The 16,438-nt window shown below is 59.7% G+C and carries 16 protein-coding genes; 8 read left to right on the top strand and 8 right to left on the bottom strand.

Going from position 1 to position 16,438, the window contains the following annotated elements; genetic code table 11:
* Nucleotides 1-265 precede the first annotated feature (265 nt).
* The 8 genes from I3J13_RS16285 (at nt 266) to I3J13_RS16250 (ending at nt 9,190) form a co-directional block, all read left to right on the top strand.
* The gene (locus I3J13_RS16285; RefSeq protein WP_035263025.1) at nt 266-1,435 is read left to right on the top strand and encodes an LptF/LptG family permease; all 1,170 of its coding nucleotides are present in this window, start codon (nt 266-268) and stop codon (nt 1,433-1,435) included.
* The gene (gene lptG, locus I3J13_RS16280) at nt 1,432-2,520 is read left to right on the top strand and encodes an LPS export ABC transporter permease LptG (RefSeq protein ID WP_035263022.1); all 1,089 of its coding nucleotides are present in this window, start codon (nt 1,432-1,434) and stop codon (nt 2,518-2,520) included. The genes I3J13_RS16285 and lptG overlap by 4 nt, the downstream gene beginning before the upstream one ends.
* Entirely contained in the window at nt 2,520-4,901 is a 2,382-nt protein-coding gene (locus I3J13_RS16275) for an LPS-assembly protein LptD (protein WP_142778998.1), read from the top strand. Before lptG ends, I3J13_RS16275 begins: the two co-directional genes overlap by 1 nt.
* Before the next feature lie 297 nt (nt 4,902-5,198).
* On the top strand, nt 5,199-6,146 hold the full coding sequence (locus I3J13_RS16270) for a SurA N-terminal domain-containing protein (RefSeq protein WP_003520739.1): 948 nt from the start codon (nt 5,199-5,201) through the stop codon (nt 6,144-6,146).
* Nucleotides 6,147-6,172: 26 nt separating this feature from the next.
* Entirely contained in the window at nt 6,173-7,195 is a 1,023-nt protein-coding gene (pdxA, locus tag I3J13_RS16265) for a 4-hydroxythreonine-4-phosphate dehydrogenase PdxA (protein ID WP_196379452.1), read from the top strand.
* Nucleotides 7,195-8,025: a 16S rRNA (adenine(1518)-N(6)/adenine(1519)-N(6))-dimethyltransferase RsmA gene (rsmA, locus tag I3J13_RS16260; RefSeq protein ID WP_020810685.1), complete on the top strand. Its 831-nt coding sequence runs from the start codon at nt 7,195-7,197 to the stop codon at nt 8,023-8,025. The genes pdxA and rsmA overlap by 1 nt, the downstream gene beginning before the upstream one ends.
* A 351-nt stretch (nt 8,026-8,376) precedes the next feature.
* Nucleotides 8,377-8,811, top strand: a complete 435-nt coding sequence (locus I3J13_RS16255; protein WP_338081640.1) for a hypothetical protein — start codon at nt 8,377-8,379, stop codon at nt 8,809-8,811.
* Between the two features lie 7 nt (nt 8,812-8,818).
* Nucleotides 8,819-9,190: a hypothetical protein gene (locus I3J13_RS16250; protein ID WP_080817280.1), complete on the top strand. Its 372-nt coding sequence runs from the start codon at nt 8,819-8,821 to the stop codon at nt 9,188-9,190.
* Between the two features lie 112 nt (nt 9,191-9,302).
* Here I3J13_RS16250 and gmk read toward each other — a convergent pair whose 3' ends face one another.
* From gmk to fabD, 8 genes are all read right to left on the bottom strand, one after another.
* Complete coding sequence (gene gmk / locus I3J13_RS16245) at nt 9,303-9,965, bottom strand: guanylate kinase (RefSeq protein WP_003502089.1); 663 nt, start codon at nt 9,963-9,965, stop codon at nt 9,303-9,305.
* 5 nt (nt 9,966-9,970) lie between these two features.
* Nucleotides 9,971-10,858 carry a YicC/YloC family endoribonuclease gene (locus I3J13_RS16240; protein WP_003520732.1) on the bottom strand — a complete coding sequence of 296 codons (888 nt, stop codon included), beginning with the start codon at nt 10,856-10,858 and terminating at the stop codon, nt 9,971-9,973.
* 68 nt (nt 10,859-10,926) lie between these two features.
* Nucleotides 10,927-12,147, bottom strand: coding sequence for an endolytic transglycosylase MltG (gene mltG, locus I3J13_RS16235; RefSeq protein ID WP_020810689.1), 1,221 nt, complete (start codon nt 12,145-12,147; stop codon nt 10,927-10,929).
* Nucleotides 12,148-12,255: 108 nt separating this feature from the next.
* A complete protein-coding gene (locus tag I3J13_RS16230) occupies nt 12,256-12,462 on the bottom strand; it encodes a hypothetical protein (RefSeq protein WP_196379451.1) in 207 nt (68 codons plus the stop codon).
* 14 nt (nt 12,463-12,476) lie between these two features.
* Nucleotides 12,477-13,739 (bottom strand): beta-ketoacyl-ACP synthase II, encoded by a 1,263-nt coding sequence (gene fabF / locus I3J13_RS16225; protein WP_059753147.1) that lies wholly within the window; start codon nt 13,737-13,739, stop codon nt 12,477-12,479.
* Nucleotides 13,740-13,987: 248 nt separating this feature from the next.
* On the bottom strand, nt 13,988-14,224 hold the full coding sequence (locus tag I3J13_RS16220) for an acyl carrier protein (protein WP_003502080.1): 237 nt from the start codon (nt 14,222-14,224) through the stop codon (nt 13,988-13,990).
* A 349-nt stretch (nt 14,225-14,573) separates the two neighbouring features.
* Nucleotides 14,574-15,311, bottom strand: coding sequence for a 3-oxoacyl-[acyl-carrier-protein] reductase (gene fabG / locus I3J13_RS16215; protein ID WP_003520726.1), 738 nt, complete (start codon nt 15,309-15,311; stop codon nt 14,574-14,576).
* An 82-nt stretch (nt 15,312-15,393) separates the two neighbouring features.
* Nucleotides 15,394-16,338 (bottom strand): ACP S-malonyltransferase, encoded by a 945-nt coding sequence (gene fabD, locus I3J13_RS16210; RefSeq protein WP_020811982.1) that lies wholly within the window; start codon nt 16,336-16,338, stop codon nt 15,394-15,396.
* Nucleotides 16,339-16,438: the final 100 nt, after the last annotated feature.

Here is a 16,438-nt window from a genome sequence, read left to right as displayed (position 1 = left end):
GCGCATGATCATGGCCTTTTCGGCCCCGGGCGCAACCCCGCATTCTTTAAAGGCCTACAGTCGTTAAAGGAAAGGCATTTTTGTGGAATCCGAAATCGCGTCATGAAACCGACAGCTTGTTCCACAAAAAGACACAGGCGATGGAAAAATCATCGCGCAAAACATATTTGTGAGCACGCCGGAATAGCCAATTGCAAACGATGCGATTAGATAGGCGGAAATTCGGCGAGCGATCGCACGGAAAAACAATGTCGAACAGGGCCGTATGAAGCTTCTCGAGAACTATATCCTGCGGCGGACAACGCAGATGTTTCTGGTCGCCCTGCTGCCGGTGCTGGCCATCATCTGGACCATCCAGGTTCTCCAGAGAATCAATCTCGTCACCGATACCGGCCAGTCGATGGGTTCCTTCATGGCGCTCGCGACGATGATCCTGCCGACGCTGATCCCGGTCGTCCTGCCTTTCGCGCTGGTGATCGGCATCACCCAGATCTTCACCACGATGAACAACGATTCCGAGCTTGCCATCATCGATGCGGCCGGATCGCCCCGGTCGATCATGTATCGCCCGGTTCTCATTCTGGCCGCCATTCTGAGCGCGTTTTCCTTCACCATCACCAATTTCATCGAGCCGCCCGCCCGCAGCTCCGCCCGGCAGATGGTGGCCGCCGCCTATGCCGACCTTCTGTCCTCGGTGATCGAAGAAAAGACTTTCCGCACCATTCAGGACGGTCTTTACGTGCAGATCGCCCAGCGGCAGGGCCGTATCCTCAAGGGCCTGTTCGTCGCCGACCGCCGCGATCCGAATTTCGACCTCATCTATTATGCCAAGGAAGGCATGATCGACGAAAGCGGCACGTCGCTGACCATGCGCGACGGCGAAGTGCAGCAGAAGACGCCGGACGGCAAGGTCTCGATCGTCAAGTTCCTGTCCTACGCCTTCGACCTTTCGACCATGTCGGAAAAGCAGGATTCCGAGCCGTCGCTCTCGCCGGGCGATGCCAGCCTCGGTTTCCTTCTTTCACCCGACGAGAACAATGCGAGCTACAAGCGCTCGCCGGAAGCCTTCCGCAGCGAGCTGCACAAGCGCCTGTCGGACTGGATGTTCGCCTTCTCCTTCGCGCTGATTTCGCTGGTCATCGCCGCCGATGCCCGTTCGCACCGCGAGGCGCGCCTGCATCCGATGGTCGCCGCACTGGTGACGGCCTTCATGCTGCGGTGGCTTGGTTTTTACGTCACCAATCAGATCAAGCAGAGCGCGGCCTTCATTCCGCTGGTCTATGCCGTTCCGGGCCTCAGCGGCGGCGCCGCCGCCTTCATTCTGCTGACCGGCCGCAAGCCGAAAATGCCGAAAATCATCGCCGATGCGATGGGTCGTCTGCGCCGTCTCTTCTCCAGCCGGATGGCGAAAAGCTCTGGGAGCGGCAACGCATGATTTTCAACACGCTCTCCCGGTATTTCCTGAAGCGATATCTGATCACCGCCATCTGGTTCGTGCTCGGCGTATCCTCGATCATTTACCTTGCCGACTTCAGCGAAACGGCACGGCGCATGTCCGGCCTGCCCGGCTATTCCGTCCCGGCCGCCCTTGGCCTGACGGCGCTTCGCCTGCCGCTGATCCTGCAACAGACCGTGCCCTTCATCGCGCTTTTCGTCGGCATGACGACGCTGATCTCGCTCAACCGGCGTTACGAACTGGTGGTGACGCGCGCCGCCGGCATTTCCGCCTGGCAGTTCATCCTTCCCTTCGTGCTCGGCGCGGTGTTCATCGGCATCCTGTCGGTCACCATCCTGAACCCCATCGCGGCATGGGGCCAGAACAAGTCGCTGGCGATGGAAGCCGGTCTGCGCAACGAAGCGGGCGGCGGCCGCCAGCAGGAGATCATTCCGTGGATGCGCCAGGCAAGCGGCGGCCAGGATACGATCATCGGGGCCAAGAGCTTCGAGGACAATGGAACGCTGCTTCTCGACGTGGTTCTGATCGACATCGACAAGGACGGAAACATCGTCTCCCGTAAGGATGCGAAGTCGGCTAAATTAGAAGATGGTTACTGGCTTCTTAACGGCGTTTCGGAAACCCGCGCCGGGCATGTGCCAGTTCGGCAAGAAAGCACGCGGATCAGTACCAATCTGAGACGGGAATTCGTCCAGGAGCGCATGACGCAGACGGAAACCGTTGCTTTCTTTGACCTTTCTCACAAGATCGAAGTTGCAAAGTCCTTTGGACTATCTTCGAAGGCGCTTGAGACGCAGTATCATTTCCTGCTATCGACGCCCCTGCTTCTGGTCGCGATGACCTTGATCGCCGCGACCGTTTCATTAAAGTTCAGCCGCTTCGCCCAATCGCGCTCCGTGATTCTGGGTGGAATCGTTTCCGGCTTCGTGCTTTATGTAGTAACCGTGCTCGTAAGGGCATTCGGGAGTGGTGGTGTTGTCCCTCCCACCGTCGCGGTCTGGGTTCCAGTCATCGTGGCGTTGGCTTTGGGGGCAACCATTCTGCTTCATCAGGAGGACGGCTAGTGGCGGTATATGACCGCGGGAATATCAGGCGGCTTTGGACGGCCCTTCTGACAGGTGCCGCTGTGTGCGCGTATTTGGCATCCAGCCCGGTCGCTTTCGGCCAGGATGGTTTGCTTGCGTCGGCAAGCCAAGACGATTCGAAACTCCTGCTTACAGCAAATGAACTGACCTATAATCGCGATTCCCAGCGCGTGATCGCGAAGGGCGTGGTTCGCATGAAATATTCGGGCTACCGCATGGTGGCCCAGCAAGTGGAATATAACCAGCAGACCGGCCGCGTGATCGCCCATGGCAACATCGAGCTGATCGAGCCGGGCGGCAACAAGATCTATGCCGACGAGATGGACGTGACCGACGATTTCGGTCAGGGCTTCGTCAATGCGCTGCGCGTCGAGACCACGGACAATACCCGTATCGCCGGTGAAAGCGCCGAGCGTCTCGAAGGCGACCTGATGGTGCTCAACAACGGTGTCTACACCGCGTGTCTGCCCTGCGCCGAGCGGCCCGAAAAGGCGCCGTTGTGGCAGGTCAAGGCCGAGCGCGTCGTTCAGGACGGCAAGACCCATACGGTGCGGCTTGAAAAGGCCCGCCTGCAGCTTTTCGGCCATTCGATCGCCTATCTGCCGTTCCTTACGGTTCCGGACAATACGGTGAAGCGTAAATCCGGCTTCCTGTTCCCGCAGATGAGCATTACCGACAACCTCGGTTTCGGTATCGGTGTCCCCTATTTCCACGTTCTGTCCGACACTTCGGACGTGACCGTCACGCCGACCTATTACACGACGCAGGGTCTGCTGCTACAGGCGGAGTTGCGCCAGCGCTTCGAAACCGGCATGCACACGGTCACGATCGCGGGCATCAGCCAGCAGAAGTCCGAAACCTTCACGGCCGGCACCAGCGACGCCCTCAACGACAATCGCGGCATGATCGCAAGCAAGGGTGATTTCTCGATCAACCCGCGCTGGGCTTTCGGCTGGGATGCCATGGTGCAGACCGACAATAACTTTTCGCGCACCTATGGGCTGAAGGGTTATAAAAACGACGTTCAGACCAACCAGATCTATCTGACCGGTGCGAGTGAGCGTAACAGCTTCGAAGCCCGCGGTTATTATTTCAACGTTCAGGACACGGACAATACCGAAACCAAGGAACGCAAACAGGCGATCGTCCATCCGGTCGTCGATTACCGTTATTTCGTGCCGGATCCGGTTTATGGCGGCGAACTTTCGCTGACCACCAACCTGACGAGCATCACGCGCCTGAAACAGGATGCTTACGCGCTCGGCGGTTATCCGCGTTTCAGCGGGCTTGAGGGCGACTATACGCGCCTTTCCACCGAAGCCGAGTGGAAGCGCACCTTCACGATGGATAGCGGCCTGCAGATCACGCCGATATTCGCCGCACGCGGCGACGCGCTCTGGACGGACATGTCTCCTGCGGCCTTCACCTCGGGCGGGACCTCCTATGCCTATGAGGGCATGATGCATGACGGCGCGGCGTTCCGCGGCATGGTCACCGGTGGTCTGGAAGTGCGTTATCCCTGGCTGTTCACGGCGCTCAACAGCAGCCACGTGATCGAGCCCATTGCACAGATTTTCGTGCGCCCGAACGAACAATATGCCGGCCGCCTTCCGAACGAGGACGCACAGGCATTCGTCTTCGACGCGACCAATCTGTTCGAACGCGACAAATTCTCCGGTTTCGACCGGATCGAAGGTGGCACACGCGCCAATATCGGCTTCCGCTATAACGGTACGTTCGACAACGGCTACGGTGTTCGCGCCATTGCCGGCCAGTCCTTCCATCTGGCGGGCGACAACTCCTTCGCCTCCTACGATCTCGTCAATGCAGGCGCCAATTCGGGCCTCGAATCCGACCGTTCGGATTACGTCGCCATGGCCGCTTTCGATGCGCCGATCGGACTTTCGCTGTCGTCGAGCCTGCGTCTCGACAAGGACGATTTCGACATCAACCGCTCGGAGACGGGCATCAGCTATTCGGACCGTCGCCTTACCGGCAAGCTCAGCTATACGCAGGTCAAGGCACAGCCGAAATACGGCTATAACGAGGACCGCGATATCATCCAGGCGTCCGGTTCGCTGCGCATGGACGATAACTGGTCGCTGTTCGGTTCGATCAATTACGATCTGAACGGGAAGTTTGCCGCCGAACGTCGCATCGGCATTGCCTATCAGGATGAGTGCACGATCCTGACGGTCAGCTATTCCGACGAAGGCAATATCAATTCCAGCCGTCAGGCCGCCAATGACTGGTCGATCAACGCCCGTCTGGCCTTCCGTACGCTCGGCGATATCAGCGTCGGTTCAGCCAATGAGGACTGGAACGACATGGATATTGGCTGGAAGCCAAACAACTACTGAGTTTAGAGGCAGGTTACGCAGCATCGTGACCTGCCTTTTTACCATTTGGCCAGTAAAGCCACGGTTTCGCCGCAACAACACGCCAATGTCGGCCGCGCATGGAACCTATCGGGTTTTCTTTCAACAAACCGACACATTGCCGTCTTGCGGATCGCGATGATATATACGTGGCAAATTCGCGGTGCGGATGCACAGTTGCAGGTCTGAAAAGCGGGAGAGTTCAATATTTCCCTCATCAGGCAGAACAGATTGGCGGGACAGGGCAACAGGCCCCTGCCCGACGAAAGGGAGAAGGATATGATGAATTTCGGAAAGACGGCTTTGCGTGGCGCTGCTTTCGCCTTTGCGATATTCGCCGTTCCCATGGCCGTTGTGCCCTATGCCGGCCAGGCCTTCGCCGATAGCACCGTCAAGATCGTCGTCAACAAGACCCCCATCACCAATGACGATATTGCCAAGCGCGTCGCCTTCCTCAAGCTGCAGCGCCAGTCCGGTAATCTCAATGAAAAGGCGCGCGAGCAGCTTGTCGATGAAGCGCTGAAGCGCGAGGAAATCGGCCGCGTTAAGATGTCGGTCAGCACCGACGATGTCGATGCGGCCTTCGCACGCTTTGCCGGCAACAACAAGATGACCCCGCAGCAATTGACGAAGGTGCTTGCGCAGGCGGGTGTCGGAGCCGATCATTTCAAGGCCTTCATCGCCGTTCAGATGAGCTGGCCGCGCCTTGTCAACGCCCGTTATGGCGCACGCGGCAAGATGTCGACGCAGGATCTCGTTACCCGACTGAAGGAACGCGGCGACAAGCCCGTCACCACGGAATATTTCCTGCAGCAGGTCATCTTCGTTATCCCGGAATCGAAACGCAACGCCATTACCGGCAAGCGCAAGGCCGAGGCTGAGGCCTCGCGCAAGCGTTATCCCGGCTGCGACCAGGCCATGAGCTTCGCCGCAACCATGCGCGACGTGGCGATCAAGGACCTTGGCCGCATTCTGGCGCCGGAGCTGCCGGAAGACTGGAAGGCGCTGGTGGAGAAGACCAAGGAAGGCGGCACCACCGGCACCCGCGTCACCGAAAAGGGCGTCGAATATCTGGCCATCTGCAAGCAGCGCCAGGTTTCCGACGACTATGCGGCGGAGATGGTGTTCAAGTCCGAAGATCTGATGAAGGCCAAGGACGGCGAAAACCCGAACGAAAAGAAATATATGGATGAGCTGCGCAAGAAGGCGCAGATCGTCAACACCTGATATTGATACGAGAGCCGGGTCTTTCCGTGACATATGCATCCCTGCCGCTTGCCCTGACACAGGGAGATCCAGCCGGTATCGGCCCCGACATCGCCATCACCGCCTGGGCTAAGCGCCGGGAGAACGGCGTGCCGCCCTTCATCTTCATCGGCGACCCCGATGTAGTGGCGAGCCGTGCGGCGCTGATCGGCGTGCCGGTCAATATCGAGACCTGCGATGCGGAAAGCGCCGTCGGCCTGTTCGAACAGGCTTTCCCCATCCTCTCCCTTCCCGTCGGCTTCGAAGTGCAGGCGGGTCAGCCGCATGTCGGAGCGGCGCACGCGACGATCAAGGCCATCGAGACCGCCGTTTCCCTCACGGTCGAGGGCAAGGCTGCGGCCGTCGTCACCAATCCGATCGCGAAATCGGTGCTTTATGAGGCGGGTTTCGGCTTTCCCGGTCATACGGAATTTCTCGCCGATCTCGCCCTGCGCCAGACCGGCGAGCAAGTCATCCCGGTGATGATGATTGCCGGCCCCAAGGTCCGTGTCGTCCCGGTGACGATCCATATCCCCGTGAAAGACGTGCCGGCCGCTCTCACCGAAGAGCTGATCGTCACGACCTGCCGGATCATCGATGCCGATCTCCGGCAGAAATTCGGCATCGAGGCGCCGCGTCTGGCCGTTGCCGGCCTCAACCCGCATGCGGGTGAAGATGGCGCACTCGGCACCGAGGATCGCGATATCGTTCACCCGGCGACCATGCGGTTGCGGAAGGACGGGATCGATGCTTTCGGCCCCCTGCCCGCCGACACCATGTTCCACGATGCCGCCCGCAAGCGTTATGACGTGGCAGTGTGCATGTATCACGATCAGGCGCTCATTCCGGCCAAGGCGCTCGGCTTCGACGATTCCGTCAATGTCACGCTCGGCCTGCCCTTCATCCGCACCTCGCCCGACCATGGCACCGCCTTCGGCATTGCCGGCCAGGGCATAGCCAATGAGGCGAGCCTTGTGGCGGCGCTGAAGATGGCGGCGGAGATTTCCCTCCGCAGCCGGGCCAACGCATAATGGCGGCCATCGACGGACTGCCGCCGCTGCGCGATGTCATTCAGCGCCACGGGCTCGACGCGAAGAAATCGCTCGGCCAGAACTTCCTGTTCGACCTCAACCTCACCCAGAAGATCGCAAGGACGGCGGGACCGCTGGACGGCGTGACGGTGATAGAGGTCGGCCCCGGTCCCGGCGGCCTCACCCGCGCCATTCTTTCGCTCGGGGCAAAAAAGGTCATAGCCGTCGAACGCGACAGCCGTTGCCTGCCGGCGCTGGCGGAAATCGAAGCGCATTATCCCGGACGGCTCGAAGTCATCGAAGGCGACGCCCTCAAGACCGATTTCGAGGCTCTGGTTCCCGCCGGCGAGCCGGTGCGGATCATCGCCAACCTGCCCTACAATGTCGGCACGCAATTGCTGGTCAACTGGCTGCTGCCGAAACAATGGCCGCCCTTCTGGCTCTCCATGACGCTGATGTTCCAGAAGGAAGTCGGCCAGCGTATCGTGGCCGAAGAAGGCGATAACCATTATGGCCGGCTGGGGGTTCTCGCCGGCTGGCGCACAGTTTCCGAAATGGCCTTCGACGTTCCGCCACAGGCCTTCAGCCCGCCGCCGAAAGTAACCTCCACCGTCGTGCACCTACTGCCGAAGGACAAGCCGCTACCCTGCGATGTCGCCAAGCTTGAAAAGGTGACGGAAGCGGCCTTCGGCCAACGCCGCAAGATGCTGCGCCAGAGCGTGAAAAGCCTTGGCGGCGAAACGCTGCTGGAAAAAGCGGGGATCGATCCCACACGGCGAGCGGAGACGCTGTCGGTGGAGGAGTTCGTCACTTTGGCGAACTGCCTCTAAGGCTGGACCAGGCACGAAAGCTTGACGACACGGGTTACCTTCAGGTCCGCGGCAGCCCCTGATCTGCGGCGCGGCCCATAAATTTCCGATGATGAATTTTCGACGATCACGCGCCACGGGAAATCGGCGGCACAGCCACCTCTGTTAACATGGCTGGGTCGCAAGAAACCTTATGAAAAGCACTGCCTATTTGGGAAATTTTCCGCTTTTCACCTTGGGTGACATGATCCAGACCGCAATCACCAAGCCCGATCACAACCAGCGCTTGACTCCAAACACACAACTGTAAATTATATATCCATTCCTATTGTACATTTTCCACTTCACAGCTTCAAATATCAGGGGGATCGCGTGAAGATAAGTTATGTTTTGGCCATCTCGCTATTCACGCTTTCCTCATGTGTTAGCGTGACACCTACTTTTGATGAAGCGCTGATGAAGCACATTGAGGCGCTAAACAACGATATCGATAAGATTGATGCCGCGGTATCTGCTGTTTATGAAGATAAAACGCCGTTCTCCAAGGTCGAAAGCATATACGTCGACGCGGTATCAAATGTACGTTCGGCAATTTATATTGCCGAAGGTCGCGCAACTTACCTTAGAAACCGCGTTTCCGGCAGACCCGCCCAGATTATTCACAAAGCACTGCTGATCTGCCAGGAAGCGCTGATGACGCAATTGGTTGCCCATCGAAAAGCACCCTTTAACGTTGAGACCGCTTCCACATTCGCCACGAAGGAAGCCTGCAGCGTTCCGAAGTTGTTTGAAGCCCGGTTGAAGTGAGGTTCACATGGCAAAGGCGCTAGATCTGGATAAATTTGAACCGAAGGATGCGTCGGAACTCTATAAGGGCATTCTGCAGCAGGTTTCAGCGGTTCTCATTTCGCACTTCAACGAAGTCAAAAATGAAATTGCCGTTCATATTAAGTCGATTGCGCAAAAGGCATGGCTAACGCAGACAGGCCTCAAGAACGGCACGATTTCCAGAGAGCACGCGGATATGGCCATGCATACACAAGAGCTGGCCCTCAGCAGTGTGCTGCTTTATTCTGAGTTCCTCGTTTACGATACCGTCCAGACAGTTCTGAACGCGGTTTTTGGTGTGATCGGTGCTGCAATCAGAAACCTGACTGGCTTCGATCTTGCTTTTGGGCGCAGCTAATTGGAACAGATCGAACAAATTATCCCATACGGCCCGGGCGATGGATTCTTCCCATCCCAGCGGATGAGAGGGATTTAGCTCTCGGAATCCGGCCTTAGCTTACCGGAAGCGCTTAAAGCTTCGGCTCTTCCTCGAGCAACGCCCGTACGAAATCGAACATGCCGTGGCGGCGGTCGCGGCGGACGCGTTCGGCCTTCACGATGGCTTCGACCGCCTCGAAGGCGGCCTGCAGGTCGTCATTGAGGATGACATAGTCATAGTCGCGCCAGTGCTCGATTTCGGCACGGGAATTAAGGAGCCGGGTCTTGATGACCTCTTCGGTGTCTTCGGCGCGGCGATGCAGGCGCGACTGAAGTTCGGTCATGGTCGGCGGCAGGATGAAGATCGAAACGACGTCCGCCTTCATCTTGTCCTGAAGCTGCTCGGCGCCCTGCCAGTCGATATCGAACAGCATGTCGCGGCCGGCAGCCATGGCATCTTCCACCGGCCCACGCGGGGTGCCGTAAAAATTGCCGTGAACCTCCGCCCATTCCAGCAGCGCATCGCTATCCCGCAGGCGCTCAAAGTCCCGCTTGGAAATGAAATGGTAGTGGATGCCGTCAATCTCGCTCTGGCGGCGCGGACGCGTCGTGACGCTGACGGACAGGCCGATATTCTTGTCCTTGTCGAGCAGATTGCGCGCAATCGTGGATTTGCCCGCGCCGGATGGCGAAGAAATCACCAGCATCAACCCTCTGCGGGCAATCGTGACGGGAGAATTATTCACCGGGACCATGGGGTCTACTCCAGATTTTGGACCTGCTCGCGGAACTGGTCGATCACCACTTTCAGCTCTATGCCTGCTGCGGTTACCGCACTGGCGTTCGATTTGGAACAGATTGTATTCGACTCGCGGTTAAATTCCTGTGCAAGAAAATCGAGCTTGCGTCCTACCGGCCCGCCATTGGCCAAAAGCTCCCGCGACGCCTGTACATGGGCGTGCAGCCGGTCGATCTCTTCGCGCAGATCCGCCTTGGTGGCGAGCAGCGCCGCCTCGGCATGCAGCCGGTCACGGTCGAGACCATGCAAGCCGTCACCGATGAGGGCGATCTGTTGGGCGAGCCGTGCCGCGATCTGTTCCGGCTGGCGGGAAGGATCGCTTTCAATGATGTCCGCGAGCTGCTCGATCCGGTTGATATGACCGGACAGGATCGCAAACAGCGACGCCCCTTCCCGCTCGCGCATATCCTTCAGCTTCTCGACGGCGGCGGCGAAGCCGGCAAGCACATCGCCGTTGCGCGCGGCCTGCGCCTCCGCGTCATCTTCCGCCTCACGAAAATCGACGAGCCCGCGCAGCGTGAGCAGCGTGTCGAAGCTCAGCGGCTTGTCTTCCACGACGTCGCCAAGCTCCTTCTTCAGCGCCAGAACCGCCGCCAGAGCATCGCGGTTGATCACCGCCTCCAGCCGGTTTTCCGCAATCGCCAGCGTCAGACCCGCCTGGATATTGCCGCGGGAAAGATGCTCGCCTGCGATTTCGCGCAGAGCCGTTTCCAGCGCTTCAAGACCAGTCGGCAGACGCAGGCGCACATCGAGCCCCTTGCCGTTCACCGAACGCAATTCCCACGCCCAGCGGTAACGGCCGGAGGTTCCTTCGCTGCGTGCGAAGCCGGTCATCGATTGCAATGTCATATCTGGAAGCCCCCCGTCATGCTGTGCAAAACCGGGCCCGTGCGGATCGCAGGGCCCGGTCAGGATTATCAATTGTTGGCCGGCTTTTCCGCCTCGGCCCCGCCCGGCTGGCCATCCACGACAACATCGGGATTGGCGCCGGAGGCCGCCTTTTCGGCCTCTATCTTGCGCCAGCGGCGCACATTGGCGTTATGCTCTTCAAGCGTCTTCGCAAACACATGGCCGCCGGTGCCATCGGCAACGAAATAAAGGTCATCCGTGCGCCATGGATTGGCCACGGCCTCAAGCGCCGCCCGGCCCGGATTGGCGATGGGCGACGGCGGCAGGCCCTTGATGACATAGGTGTTGAACGGCGTCTGCTTCTGCAGGTCCGACTGGTAGATCGGGCGGTCCGACGGTTTGCCGTCGCCACCGAACAGGCCATAGATGATCGTCGGGTCGGATTGCAGGCGCATGCCCTTCTTCAGGCGGTTGTAGAACACCGAAGCGACATGGGCGCGCTCGTCATCCTTGCCGGTTTCCTTCTCGACGATCGAGGCGAGCGTCACGAATTCCTCGACGGTCTTGATCGGCAGGTCCGGATCGCGCCGTTCCCAGATCATGTCGATCAGCTTGTCCTGCGCCGCACTCATCTGGTTGATGATTTCTTCGCGCTTGGTGCCGCGGGTGAAGCGGTAGGTATCGGGGCGCAGGCTGCCTTCCGGCGGCAGGGCCGAGGGCAATTCGCCATCCAGCACTTCATCCGCCCCAAGGCGCGCGAACATCTGCTTCACGGTCAGGCCTTCCGGCAGCGACACCGAATAAAGGATCGACTTGCCGGACTCCAGCAGCATCATGATGTCCTTCATCGATGCGCCGGCCTTGATCTCATATTCGCCAGCCTTCAGCGTCTGGTCCTTTTGCAGGTAGCTGCCGGTCATCAGGCGGAAGACACGGGCGTTGGAGATGACCTCGTTACGCTCGAGATTATTGGCGATCTCGATAATGCCGGCGCCGTTGCGCACCGTGAAATGCGTGTTCGTCTGAAGCGGACCGGGCTCCTGGAACGCATCGATCATGTAGTAGAAAGCGGCAATGGCCAGCACACAGACGGCAACCGCGAGCGTCATCAGAAAATTCAGAAAGATCACAAGCTGGCCATGGGCCTTGCGGGAGCGCTTGGGCGGAGCCGGCACTTTTTCCGGCCGCAGGGCTTCCGTCGGGGATTTCGGAATGATCGGGCCGCGATTGCCTTCGCCCGCGCCGTTTTGTCCGTATGGTCCCTGGCTGTTCTGGTTCGTGTCGCTCACCGTCGGTCCTTTTCAGTTCGGCGTTGTCAGCGCTTTTTGCGCAGGTAATGCGGCAAAAACAGGTTCGGAATGTCTTCCTGCACCACATAGAGATATCGTGAAGCCTTGCTATTCCGCTTCACGAACATCGTTTCGGACAAAGCCGATGGAGGAAGTAGCCTGCGGCCGGAAATCATCCCGAACCGGCAAACGCTTCCCATAAACGACTACAATATCGGCGCGAAAACCGGAATGGCTTTCGCAAGCCGCAATGCGTTCTTCAAAGGAAAGAACGTCCTTTGTCAGCACCCGGTGGGAGGGCGCCAGCGGCGGCATAGCCGCCGCCGCAATTATGCTTCGTAACGACGCAGCACGAGGGAGGCGTTGGTGCCGCCGAAGCCGAAGGAGTTCGAGAGCGCCACGTCGACCTTACGCTTACGCGCCTTGTGCGGCACGAGATCGATCTTCGTCTCCACATCGGGATTGTCGAGGTTCAGCGTCGGCGGAACGATGTTATCGCGGATCGCAAGCGTCGCGAAGATCGCCTCGATAGCGCCCGCCGCACCGAGAAGATGGCCGGTGGCCGACTTGGTGGAAGACATGGAAATCTTCGAGGCCGATTCGCCGACAAGCCGCTCGACCGCGCCAAGCTCGATCGTATCGGCCATGGTCGAGGTACCATGGGCGTTGATGTAGTCGATATCGTCAGGCGTGAGACCTGCACGCTTCAGCGCCATCGACATGCAGCGATAGGCACCTTCGCCGTCCTCAGACGGGGCCGTGATGTGGTAGGCATCACCGGAAAGGCCGTAACCGACGACTTCGGCGTAAATCTTCGCGCCGCGCGCCCTGGCATGTTCCAGCTCTTCCAGAACGACGATGCCCGCACCTTCACCCATGACGAAACCGTCGCGGTCACGGTCATAGGGGCGCGAGGCCTTTTCCGGATTGTCATTGTGCTGGGTGGAGAGCGCCTTGCAGGCGGCGAAGCCGGCAAGCGCGATGCGGCAGACCGGCGATTCGGCGCCACCGGCGACCATGACGTCGGCATCGCCGAGCGCGATCAGACGGGCGGCGTCGCCAATGGCGTGCGCGCCGGTCGAGCAGGCCGTCACCACGGCATGGTTCGGTCCGCGCAGCTTGTGGCGGATGGAAACCTGGCCGGATACGAGGTTGATCAGGCGGCCGGGAATGAAGAATGGAGAAATGCGCCGCGGGCCCTTGTCGCGCAGTGTATAGCCCGCCTCGACAATGCCCTCCAGGCCGCCGATGCCGGAGCCGATCAGAACGCCGGTGGCAATCTGGTCCTCGTCCGTTTCCGGATGCCAGTCCGCGTCGGCAAGCGCCATGTCGGCGGCAGCCATGCCGTACAGGATGAAAGGATCGATCTTGCGCTGTTCCTTGGGTTCCATCCAGTCATCGGCATTGAAGGTGCCGTTGGAACCATCGCCCACGGGAATACGGCAGGCGATCTTTGCCGGAAGGTCTTCGACTTCGAATTCAGTCACGAGACGGGCGCCGTTCTGGCCGGCCAGCAGCCGCTCCCAGGTCACTTCCGTCCCACATCCAAGAGGAGATACCATGCCGGTACCGGTGATAACGACACGCCTCATCGCCAATGCTCCGCCCTTATCCAAATCATCGGTCTTCATGCAACGCCGGACATCAGGAGATGTTCATCGGATGCTGCAGTATTTCAAATCTCAGCATGACGGTTGTGGGCGCCGTTTCCGGCCCGTGACCCCATGCATTGCCCGGAACGCGCACCGTCAGGGGCATGTTACCGTCTGCCTATAAAACATTGGCCCGGACGAGCCGGGCCAAGGACGGGAGGATATTGCACCTCCCCCATCAAGGTCGATCAGGCCTGGGCCTTCTCGATGAACTTTACGGCGTCGCCGACGGTCAGGATCGAGTCAGCTGCGTCGTCGGGGATTTCAACGCCGAATTCTTCTTCGAAAGCCATGACCAGTTCAACGGTGTCGAGCGAATCAGCGCCCAGATCGTCAATGAAGCTGGCGCCTTCGACAACCTTGTCGGCGTCAACGCCAAGATGATCAATTACAATTTTCTTTACGCGTTCTGCGATATCGCTCATGTCGGTTTCCTCGACCTTTATTTTGAAGGGAATGCCTTGCGGCACCCTGCCCTGTTAGAAGCCCTCATGCGCCGTTCAAATCCGGCACTGCTGGCAAACCCGTTCAACCCGGTCCAAGCTAGACATCGTCACGCAAAATCGCAACGGCTTCCTGTCTCTCCGGGACGACTGTTCACAGTCTTGGCCCGCTTAACATGGTTTCAATCGGTCGAAAAGCCTGAAAACGCGCTAAGCACAGCGTATGACAGGCAATTTCGCCGAAAACCAGTCGGCGGGGCCTTGCGGCGCCAGCTACCCAAGAAGGTGCTTAAACAGCGCCGCAATCCTTTTATGACGGTCACAAGTGCCGTCAGATCATCGCCATGCCGCCGTTGACGTGCAGGGTCTGGCCGGTCATGTAGCCCGCCTCGTTGGAGGCGAGATAAAGAACGGCCGAGGCGACCTCAGCACCGGTTCCCATGCGCTTCATGGGAATGGCGCCCATGATGGCGTCTTTCTGCTTGTCGTTCAGCTTGCCGGTCATCGCGCTTTCGATGAAGCCCGGCGCCACGCAGTTGACGGTGACGTTGCGGGTGGCGATTTCCTGGGCCAGCGACTTCGAAAAACCGATCATGCCGGCCTTGGAGGCGCAATAGTTGGCCTGACCGGGATTGCCGGTAACGCCGACGATGGAGGTGATGTTGATGATGCGGCCGAAACGGCGGCGCATCATCGGATGCGTCAGCTCGCGCGTCAGGCGGAACATCGCCGTCAGGTTCACTTCGATCACGTTGTCCCAGTCCTCGTCGCTCATGCGCACGAAGAGGCCGTCCTTGGTGATACCGGCATTGTTGACGAGGATATCGACGCCTTCCAGCTCGGCTTCGGCCTTTTCACCGAGCGCCTTGACCTCGGCGCGGTCGGCAAGGTTCGCCGGGAAAATCTTGACGCGCTCGCCAAGTTCCGCCGCCAGCGCTTCGAGCTTCTCAACGCGGGTGCCGTGCAGGCCGACGGTTGCGCCCTGGCTGTGCAGAAGGCGGGCGATTTCTTCGCCGATGCCGCCGGTCGCGCCGGTTACGAGAGCCTTGCGGCCTGTCAGATCAAACATGTCCTATTCCTTCTTTAGAGCTTCGGACTGAAAATGTTCAGCGCAGTTGCGCCCGATGAATGCGGCAGCCGGAGTATCCGTCTCAGCCGATGAGGGTGGCAAGGAGCTGGTCGATATCGGCAGCACCGTTGACGGCAACGCCGTTCACCGTCTTGTCGATGCGGCGGGCAAGGCCCGTCAGCACCTTGCCGGAGCCGATCTCATACAGCTGCGTGACATTGTTGGCGGCGAACCATTCCACCGTCTCGCGCCAGCGCACCTGACCCGTCACCTGCTCGACCAGCAGGGCGGCGATCTCATCGGCATCGGAAACGGGGGCGGCGCGCACATTGGCGATAACCGGCACGACCGGGTTGTGCTTTTCGACGGCCGCCAGCGCCTCGCGCATGGCTTCCGCCGCCGGCGCCATCAGCGCGGAGTGGAAGGGGGCGGAAACCGGCAGCATGATGGCGCGCTTGGCGCCCTTTTCGGAAGCGATCGCCGCAGCCTTTTCGACGGCGGCCTTGCCGCCGGAGATGACGAGCTGACCGCCGCCATTGTCGTTGGCGATCTGGCAGACGCCGAGAATGGCCGCCTCTTCGCAGATTGCCGAAACGGCGTCATGCTCAAGCCCGATGATCGCCGCCATGGCGCCCTCGCCCACCGGCACGGCGGCCTGCATGGCGTTGCCGCGGATGCGCAGAAGACGGGCGGTATCGGCAACCGAGAAGGTGCCGGCGGCACAGAGCGCCGAATATTCACCGAGCGAGTGGCCCGCGACATAAGAAACCGTATCGGACAGTTTGAAACCGCGTGCTTCGAGAACCCGCATGACCGCCATGGACACCGCCATAAGGGCCGGCTGGGCGTTGGCGGTCAGCGTCAGCGTCTCCTCCGGGCCGTTCCACATAATATCGGAAAGCTTCTGGTCGAGCGCCTCGTCGACTTCCTGAAACACGGCGCGCGCTTCCGGATAGGTATCCGCCAGCTCCTTGCCCATGCCGACGGCCTGGCTTCCCTGTCCGGGAAATGTGAATGCAATACCCATGGGATGTCGTCCTTCTTGTCTGGCCTTGCCTTTATTCTTTCGGACTTCCATTCACATTCCCGCCAGCGAAGTCAAGGCTTGAAGCCCCATGGCAGGCCCA

It is taken from the genome of Agrobacterium leguminum (genome assembly GCF_015704895.1).
GTDB classification, from domain to species: domain Bacteria; phylum Pseudomonadota; class Alphaproteobacteria; order Rhizobiales; family Rhizobiaceae; genus Agrobacterium; species Agrobacterium leguminum.
The sequence above is the reverse complement of the archived record's forward strand: the minus strand, read 5'-3'. Positions and strand labels throughout refer to the sequence as shown.

Excerpts from the sequence above, each read along its gene's own strand:
- I3J13_RS16220 (WP_003502080.1), bottom strand. The coding sequence starts at position 14,224 with ATGAGCGATATCGCAGAACGCGTAAAGAAAATTGTAATTGATCATCTT.
- lptG (WP_035263022.1), top strand. The coding sequence starts at position 1,432 with ATGATTTTCAACACGCTCTCCCGGTATTTCCTGAAGCGATATCTGATC.
- I3J13_RS16250 (WP_080817280.1), top strand. The coding sequence starts at position 8,819 with ATGGCAAAGGCGCTAGATCTGGATAAATTTGAACCGAAGGATGCGTCG.
- fabD (WP_020811982.1), bottom strand. The coding sequence starts at position 16,338 with ATGGGTATTGCATTCACATTTCCCGGACAGGGAAGCCAGGCCGTCGGC.
- I3J13_RS16230 (WP_196379451.1), bottom strand. The coding sequence starts at position 12,462 with ATGCCGCCGCTGGCGCCCTCCCACCGGGTGCTGACAAAGGACGTTCTT.
- I3J13_RS16270 (WP_003520739.1), top strand. The coding sequence starts at position 5,199 with ATGATGAATTTCGGAAAGACGGCTTTGCGTGGCGCTGCTTTCGCCTTT.
- fabF (WP_059753147.1), bottom strand. The coding sequence starts at position 13,739 with ATGAGGCGTGTCGTTATCACCGGTACCGGCATGGTATCTCCTCTTGGA.
- gmk (WP_003502089.1), bottom strand. The coding sequence starts at position 9,965 with ATGGTCCCGGTGAATAATTCTCCCGTCACGATTGCCCGCAGAGGGTTG.
- I3J13_RS16285 (WP_035263025.1), top strand. The coding sequence starts at position 266 with ATGAAGCTTCTCGAGAACTATATCCTGCGGCGGACAACGCAGATGTTT.
- fabG (WP_003520726.1), bottom strand. The coding sequence starts at position 15,311 with ATGTTTGATCTGACAGGCCGCAAGGCTCTCGTAACCGGCGCGACCGGC.
- rsmA (WP_020810685.1), top strand. The coding sequence starts at position 7,195 with ATGGCGGCCATCGACGGACTGCCGCCGCTGCGCGATGTCATTCAGCGC.
- I3J13_RS16240 (WP_003520732.1), bottom strand. The coding sequence starts at position 10,858 with ATGACATTGCAATCGATGACCGGCTTCGCACGCAGCGAAGGAACCTCC.